At 55.9% G+C, this 7,538-nt stretch carries 6 protein-coding genes and 2 tRNA genes; all 8 read left to right on the forward strand.

What is annotated here, in order from left to right; genetic code table 11:
- The first annotated feature begins 1 nt into the window (after position 1).
- The 8 genes from rffA (at position 2) to ADJ24_RS20115 (ending at position 7,467) form a co-directional block, all read left to right on the forward strand.
- Positions 2-1,132 carry a dTDP-4-amino-4,6-dideoxygalactose transaminase gene (gene rffA / locus ADJ24_RS20080; protein WP_023309640.1) on the forward strand — a complete coding sequence of 377 codons (1,131 nt, stop codon included), beginning with the start codon at positions 2-4 and terminating at the stop codon, positions 1,130-1,132.
- Position 1,133: 1 nt separating this feature from the next.
- Positions 1,134-2,384: a lipid III flippase WzxE gene (gene wzxE / locus ADJ24_RS20085; protein WP_023309639.1), complete on the forward strand. Its 1,251-nt coding sequence runs from the start codon at positions 1,134-1,136 to the stop codon at positions 2,382-2,384.
- On the forward strand, positions 2,381-3,460 hold the full coding sequence (locus tag ADJ24_RS20090) for a TDP-N-acetylfucosamine:lipid II N-acetylfucosaminyltransferase (protein ID WP_023309638.1): 1,080 nt from the start codon (positions 2,381-2,383) through the stop codon (positions 3,458-3,460). The genes wzxE and ADJ24_RS20090 overlap by 4 nt, the downstream gene beginning before the upstream one ends.
- Positions 3,457-4,809 (forward strand): ECA oligosaccharide polymerase, encoded by a 1,353-nt coding sequence (gene wzyE / locus ADJ24_RS20095; RefSeq protein WP_023309637.1) that lies wholly within the window; start codon positions 3,457-3,459, stop codon positions 4,807-4,809. Before ADJ24_RS20090 ends, wzyE begins: the two co-directional genes overlap by 4 nt.
- Before the next feature lie 12 nt (positions 4,810-4,821).
- Positions 4,822-5,562 carry a lipopolysaccharide N-acetylmannosaminouronosyltransferase gene (gene wecG, locus ADJ24_RS20100; protein ID WP_023309636.1) on the forward strand — a complete coding sequence of 247 codons (741 nt, stop codon included), beginning with the start codon at positions 4,822-4,824 and terminating at the stop codon, positions 5,560-5,562.
- 197 nt (positions 5,563-5,759) lie between these two features.
- Complete coding sequence (gene thrP, locus ADJ24_RS25310) at positions 5,760-7,145, forward strand: bifunctional threonine/serine APC transporter ThrP (RefSeq protein WP_023309635.1); 1,386 nt, start codon at positions 5,760-5,762, stop codon at positions 7,143-7,145.
- A gap of 102 nt (positions 7,146-7,247) precedes the next feature.
- Positions 7,248-7,324: transfer RNA gene (locus tag ADJ24_RS20110), tRNA-Arg, on the forward strand.
- Positions 7,325-7,391: 67 nt separating this feature from the next.
- Positions 7,392-7,467: transfer RNA gene (locus ADJ24_RS20115), tRNA-His, on the forward strand.
- Positions 7,468-7,538: the final 71 nt, after the last annotated feature.

Consider the following 7,538-nt stretch of genomic DNA (forward strand, 5'->3'; position numbering starts at 1 on the left):
GATGATTCCATTTAACGCACCACCCGTTGTCGGAACTGAACTCGACTATATGCAGTCTGCCATGGGCAGCGGCAAACTCTGTGGTGACGGCGGTTTTACCCGTCGCTGTCAGCAGTGGATGGAACAGCGTTTTCGCAGCGCCAAAGTGCTGCTGACCCCGTCCTGTACGGCATCGCTGGAAATGGCGGCACTGTTGCTGGATATCCAGCCCGGCGATGAAGTGATTATGCCGAGCTATACCTTCGTTTCCACGGCGAACGCCTTTGTCCTGCGCGGAGCGAAAATCGTCTTTGTGGATATCCGCCCGGACACCATGAACATTGATGAGACGCTGATTGAAGCGGCGATCACCGACAAAACGCGCGCGATCGTGCCGGTTCACTACGCGGGCGTGGCCTGTGAAATGGACACCATCATGGCCATCGCCAAAAAACATAATCTGTTCGTGGTGGAAGATGCCGCGCAGGGCGTGATGTCCACCTACAAGGGACGCGCGCTGGGCACTATCGGCCATATCGGCTGCTTTAGCTTCCACGAAACCAAAAACTACACGGCGGGCGGAGAAGGTGGCGCGACGCTGATTAACGACCGGGCTCTGGTGGAGCGGGCGGAAGTGATCCGCGAAAAAGGCACCAACCGCAGCCAGTTCTTCCGGGGCCAGGTAGATAAATACACCTGGCGCGACATCGGCTCCAGCTATTTGATGGCGGATCTGCAGGCGGCATATCTGTGGGCGCAGCTGGAAGCGGCGGAACGTATCAACCTTCAGCGTCTTTCCCTGTGGCAAACGTATTACGATGCGCTTGAGCCGCTCGCCAAAGCCGGGCGTATTGAGCTGCCGACCATCCCGGCGGATTGCGTCCACAATGCGCATATGTTCTACATCAAGCTGCGCGATAACGACGACCGCAGCGAGCTCATCGCCTGGCTGAAAGAGGCCGAAATTATGGCGGTGTTCCACTACATCCCGCTGCACTCCAGCCCGGCCGGCGAAGCGTTTGGCACGTTCGCGGGTGAAGATCGTTACACCACGAAAGAAAGTGAGCGTTTGCTTCGCCTGCCACTGTTCTACAACCTCGCGCCTGTTAACCAGCGTACGGTGATTAATACCCTTCTGAGTTATTTCGGCTGATATGTCTCTGGCAAAAGCATCGGTGTGGACCGCCGCGTCCACGCTTGTAAAAATTGGCGCCGGTCTGCTGGTCGTCAAGCTACTGGCCGTCTCATTTGGCCCCTCTGGCGTGGGGCTGGCGGGTAATTTCCGCCAGCTCGTTACCGTCCTTGGGGTGCTGGCCGGCGCCGGCATTTTCAACGGCGTTACCAAATACGTTGCGCAGTATCACGATGATGCGGCTCAGCTGCGCAGGGTGGTGGGCACCTCTTCGGCGATGGTCACCGGTTTTTCGACCCTGATGGCGATTGTTTTTCTTCTGGCGGCGGCGCCCATCAGCCTGGGATTGTTCGGGCACACCCACTATCAGGGGCTGGTGCGTCTGGTCGCGTTGGTTCAGATGGGCATTGCCTGGGCAAACCTGCTGCTGGCGCTGATGAAAGGTTTTCGTGATGCCGCCGGGAACGCGCTTGCCCTAATCCTGGGAAGCGTCATCGGCGTGATTGCCTATTACTTCTGCTATCGCCTGGGCGGCTATGAAGGCGCACTGCTGGGGCTGGCGCTGGTCCCGGCGCTGGTTGTTGTGCCTGCGGCATTTATGCTGATGCGTCGGGGCGTCATCCCTTTGAGCTACCTAAAACCGCAATGGGACACGATGCTTGCCAGCCAGCTGGGTAAATTTACCCTGATGGCACTCATCACCTCCGTCACGCTGCCGGTAGCCTACGTGATGATGCGAAACCTGCTGGCGGCGCATTATAGCTGGGATGAAGTCGGGATTTGGCAGGGCGTGAGCAGCATTTCCGACGCTTATCTCCAGTTTATAACGGCTTCCTTTAGCGTCTATTTGCTGCCAACCTTATCGCGCCTGACGTCCAGACAAGAAATTACGCGCGAGATTTTCCGAGCTCTGCGCTTTGTGCTGCCGGCCGTCGCGGCGGCCAGCTTTACCGTCTGGTTACTGCGCGATGTCGCCATCTGGCTGCTCTTCTCGGCGAAGTTCACCGCCATGCGCGATCTCTTTGCATGGCAGCTGGTGGGTGATGTGCTGAAAGTGGGGGCTTACGTTTTCGGCTATCTGGTGATTGCAAAAGCGTCCCTGCGGCTGTATATCCTGGCGGAAATTAGCCAGTTTGCGTTACTGACAGCATTTTCACACTGGCTGATACCCGCGCACGGTGCGCTGGGGGCGGCTCAGGCCTACATGGCAACCTATATCGTTTATTTCGCCGCCTGTTGCGGCGTATTTTTATTGTGGCGTAAACGCGCATGACTGCACTGATTCACATCCTGGGATCGGATATCCCACACCATAACCAGACCGTTTTGCGGTTCTTCAACGACGAGCTGGCATCGGGCAATCCTGATGCGCGTGAGTTTATGGTTGCAGGTCAGGATAAGGGCCTGAGCGAGGCGTTTCCGGCGCTGACGATTCGCTTCTGGCCGGATAAGGCCGCGCTGGCGAAGGCGGTCATTGCCAAAGCCAAAGCGGATCGTAAGCAACGTTTCTTTTTCCACGGGCAGTTCAATACCGGCCTGTGGCTGGCACTGCTCAGCGGGGGGATTAAACCCTCCCAGTGCAGCTGGCATATCTGGGGAGCCGATCTCTACGAAGTCTCCCGCGGCTGGAAATTCCGTCTTTTCTATCCGCTGCGGCGCATGGCGCAGGGGCGCGTAGGCTGTGTGTTTGCCACCCGCGGCGATCTCAACTATTTTGCTAAACAGCACCCGAACGTGCGCGGAGAACTGCTCTATTTCCCGACCCGCATGGATCCGGCGCTGAACGCCATGGCGAATGACGCGGTGCGTGAAGGCAAGCTGACGATCCTGGTGGGGAATTCCGGCGATCGCAGTAACGAACACGTCGCGGGGCTCAGGGCGGTGCATCAGCAGTTTGGCGACACGGTGAATGTTGTGGTGCCGATGGGCTATCCCGCCAACAACGACGCCTATATTGCTGACGTTCGCCAACAGGGGCTTGCGCTGTTTAGTGCAGAAAACCTGCACATCCTTAGCGATAAGCTGGAATTTGATGAATATCTTGCGCTGCTGAGAAAATGCGATCTTGGCTATTTCATCTTCGCACGACAGCAGGGAATCGGCACGCTGTGTCTGCTGATTCAGGCGGGTGTACCGTGCGTGCTCAACCGCGACAATCCGTTCTGGCAGGACATGGCCGAGCAGCATATTCCGGTGCTGTTTACCTCAGACACGCTGAATGTCGAGGTGGTTCGGGAAGCCCAACGCCAGCTCATGCTGGTGGATAAAAATAGCATCGATTTTTTCAGCCCGAATTACCTCACGCCGTGGCACCGCGCGCTCCGTATCGCTTCAGGAGACAAAGCATGAGTCAGTTGCAATTCAGCGGCTTACTGGTTGTCTGGCTTCTGAGCACCCTGTTTATTGCCACGCTTACCTGGTTTGAATTCCGCCGGGTACGTTTCAACTTTAACGTTTTCTTCTCGTTACTGTTTCTGCTGACCTTCTTTTTCGGCTTCCCGCTGACCAGCATTCTGGTCTTCCGGTTTGACGTGAGCGTCGCGCCGCCGGAAATCCTGCTCCAGGCGCTTCTGGCGGCAACCTGCTTCTATGCCGTCTACTACGTCACCTATAAAACGCGTCTGCGTTCAGCGCAGGCTGCTGCCCCGCGCCGGCCGCTTTTTACCATGAATCGGGTGGAAACCCACCTGACGTGGGTGATGCTGATGACCATCGCCCTGGTCAGCGTCGGTATCTTCTTCATGCATAACGGCTTTCTGCTGTTTAAGCTCCACTCCTACAGCCAGATTTTTTCGGCCGAAGTCTCGGGCGTGGCGCTTAAGCGTTTCTTCTACTTCTTCATTCCGGCGATGCTGGTGGTCTTTTTCCTGCGCCAGGACAGCAAAGCGTGGCTGTTTTTCCTGGTCAGCACCGTCGCGTTTGGCATTCTGACCTACATGATTGTGGGCGGCACGCGCGCGAACATTATCATCGCCTTCGCCATCTTCCTGTTTATCGGCATCATTCGCGGCTGGATCTCGCTGTGGATGCTGGTTGCGGCAGGCGTGTTTGGCATTGTCGGGATGTTCTGGCTGGCGCTGAAGCGCTACGGCATGAACGTGGCGGGGGATGAGGCGTTTTACACGTTCCTCTACCTGACGCGCGATACTTTCTCGCCATGGGAAAATCTGGCATTGCTGCTGCAAAATTACGACAAGATTGATTTCCAGGGGCTGGCGCCGATTGTTCGCGACTTCTACGTCTTTATCCCTTCCTGGCTATGGCCGGACCGGCCTGGCGTGGTGCTTAACACGGCAAATTACTTTACCTGGGAAGTGCTGAACAACCATTCCGGTCTGGCAATCTCGCCAACGCTGATTGGTTCCCTGGTGGTGATGGGGGGGGCGTGGTTCATTCTGCCCGGTGCAGTTGCCGTTGGGCTGATTATTAAGTGGTTTGACTGGCTTTATCTGCGCGGCAACGAAGAGACCAACCGCTATAAAGCCGCCATTTTGCACAGTTTCTGCTTTGGTGCCATTTTCAATATGATCGTTCTGGCGCGCGAAGGGCTGGACTCGTTCGTTTCGCGCGTGGTGTTCTTCATGGTCGTTTTCGGCCTCTGCCTGTTGCTGGCCAAACTGTTGTACTGGCTGTTTGACAGCGCAGGGCTTGTGCACAAGCGCGAGCGGCAGGGCAGCACAACGCTGTCGCAAGTCTGAGTAAGGATAGTAATGACTGATAAAATTTCTGCACCGCGCTATGCGCTACGTGGCCTGCAGCTTATTGGCTGGCGCGACATGCAGCACGCGCTGGACTTTCTGTTCGCCGACGGCCAGATGAAATCCGGTACGCTGGTGGCCATCAACGCGGAAAAAATGCTGGCGGTTGAGGATAATGCGGAAGTCAAAAGCCTGATTGAAGCGGCTGAATTTAAATACGCGGACGGGATCAGCGTAGTCCGCTCTATCCGTAAAAAGTATCCTGACGCTAATGTATCCCGCGTGGCGGGGGCCGATCTCTGGGAGCAGCTTATGGCCCGCGCAGGTGCGCAGGGTACGCCCGTGTTCCTGATTGGCGGGAAGCCGGAGATACTGGCCCAGACGGAGGAGAAACTGCGTCGTCAATGGAATGTTAATATCGTCGGCAGCCAGGATGGTTACTTCAAACCGGAAGATCGACAGGCTCTGTTTGAGCGCGTTCGTGACAGCGGGGCGAAAATTGTCACCGTGGCGATGGGCTCTCCGCGTCAGGAGATCCTGATGCGTGACTGCCGTCTGGTCTGTCCTGATGCCCTCTATATGGGCGTCGGCGGCACGTACGACGTCTTTACCGGCCACGTTACGCGCGCGCCGAAGGTCTGGCAAAATCTGGGGCTGGAGTGGCTGTACCGCCTGCTATCGCAACCGACGCGCATTAAACGTCAGATCCGTCTGCTTCGCTACCTCGCCTGGCATTACACCGGGAAAATGTAATCAAAATGTAGCGCGATATGCTATTCGCGCTGCAACTCGCCTGCAAAACTGCTGATAATCTGTGCAATGCATTCATTTTTTTAATGCATCGTTTGCCATTTGGCAGATTTTAGGAAACCATTCGCTCCGTATTTTAGTACCCCTAAAAAACAATATCCGGTATTAAGCCGGGAAACAGCAAACACAATCGAGGATCTATGGCAGAGAAACAACCGGAGCTACAGCGTGGGCTGGAAGCTCGTCATATTGAACTGATAGCGCTGGGCGGCACTATCGGCGTGGGCCTGTTTATGGGCTCCGCAAGCACGCTCAAATGGGCAGGCCCTTCCGTATTACTGGCGTATATTATCGCCGGGCTGTTTGTTTTCTTCATTATGCGTTCCATGGGCGAAATGCTCTTCCTGGAGCCGGTAACCGGCTCTTTCGCCGTTTACGCGCATCGCTATATGAGCCCCTTCTTCGGATACCTTACGGCCTGGTCTTACTGGTTTATGTGGATGGCGGTGGGCATCTCAGAGATCACCGCGATAGGGGTCTACGTCCAGTTTTGGTTCCCGGACATGGTCCAGTGGATACCCGCGCTCATTGCCGTGGGGCTGGTGGCGCTGGCAAACCTGGCAGCCGTGCGCCTTTACGGTGAAATTGAGTTCTGGTTCGCAATGATCAAAGTCACCACGATTATCGTGATGATTGTCGTCGGCCTGGGCGTGATTTTCTTCGGCTTTGGCAACGGTGGACACGCTATCGGCTTTGGCAACCTGACCGAAAACGGCGGCTTCTTTGCCGGCGGCTGGAAGGGCTTCCTGACGGCGCTGTGTATCGTTGTGGCCTCGTATCAGGGCGTGGAGCTGATTGGTATTACCGCCGGTGAAGCGAAAAACCCGCAGGTCACGCTGCGTAGCGCGGTGGGCAAAGTGCTGTGGCGCATCCTGATTTTCTATGTGGGCGCGATCTTCGTCATCGTGACCATCTTCCCGTGGAACGAAATTGGCACGACGGGTAGCCCGTTTGTTTTAACCTTCGCCAAAATTGGTATCACGGCGGCGGCGGGTATCATCAATTTTGTAGTCCTGACGGCAGCGCTGTCAGGCTGTAACAGCGGGATGTACAGCTGCGGACGTATGCTCTATGCGCTTTCGAAGAATAACCAGCTGCCTGCGGCGATGAGTAAAGTCTCACGTGCCGGCGTACCGGTGGCGGGTGTGGCGGTCTCCATTGTAATCCTGCTGATTGGCTCTTGCCTGAATTACATCATTCCTAACCCGCAGCGCGTATTCGTTTACGTCTACAGCGCCAGCGTACTGCCGGGCATGGTGCCGTGGTTTGTTATCCTCATCAGCCAGCTACGTTTCCGGCATGCGCATAAAAAAGCGATCGAAAGCCATCCGTTCCGCTCAATTCTGTTCCCCTATGCGAACTATTTGACGATGGCGTTCCTGATTTGCGTATTAATCGGCATGTACTTTAATGAAGATACCCGCATGTCGCTGTTTGTCGGGATGATCTTCCTGGCGGCTGTGACGGCCGCATATAAGCTTTTTGGCCTGGGTCGCCGCGGCACCACGCAGAAAGTGGAGGAATAAGCGGCAAAATGTGCAAACCATAACCAAACGCGCATTTTTTTCAAAAAAGCACTAGACAGCGGGGACGGAGGTACGTAATATCCAGCCCCGCAACGGCGCTAAGCGCCCGTAGCTCAGCTGGATAGAGCGCTGCCCTCCGGAGGCAGAGGTCTCAGGTTCGAATCCTGTCGGGCGCGCCAATTTAGTCCCGGCGCTAGAGCTGCGGTGGTCTGAGAAGTAGTCAGTACCGCGTGAAAGAATACAGTGGTGGCTATAGCTCAGTTGGTAGAGCCCTGGATTGTGATTCCAGTTGTCGTGGGTTCGAATCCCATTAGCCACCCCATTATTTGAAAGAGTTGTGAATTGCGAAGGTGGCGGAATTGGTAGACGCGCTAGCTTCAGGTGTTAGTGTCC

This window comes from Enterobacter sp. 940_PEND (assembly GCF_001059415.1).
GTDB classification, from domain to species: Bacteria; Pseudomonadota; Gammaproteobacteria; order Enterobacterales; family Enterobacteriaceae; genus Enterobacter; species Enterobacter cloacae_M.

Coding starts and splice junctions, on each gene's coding strand:
- rffA (WP_023309640.1), top strand. CDS start 2: ATGATTCCATTTAACGCACCACCCGTTGTCGGAACTGAACTCGACTAT.
- wzxE (WP_023309639.1), top strand. CDS start 1,134: ATGTCTCTGGCAAAAGCATCGGTGTGGACCGCCGCGTCCACGCTTGTA.
- ADJ24_RS20090 (WP_023309638.1), top strand. CDS start 2,381: ATGACTGCACTGATTCACATCCTGGGATCGGATATCCCACACCATAAC.
- wzyE (WP_023309637.1), top strand. CDS start 3,457: ATGAGTCAGTTGCAATTCAGCGGCTTACTGGTTGTCTGGCTTCTGAGC.
- wecG (WP_023309636.1), top strand. CDS start 4,822: ATGACTGATAAAATTTCTGCACCGCGCTATGCGCTACGTGGCCTGCAG.
- thrP (WP_023309635.1), top strand. CDS start 5,760: ATGGCAGAGAAACAACCGGAGCTACAGCGTGGGCTGGAAGCTCGTCAT.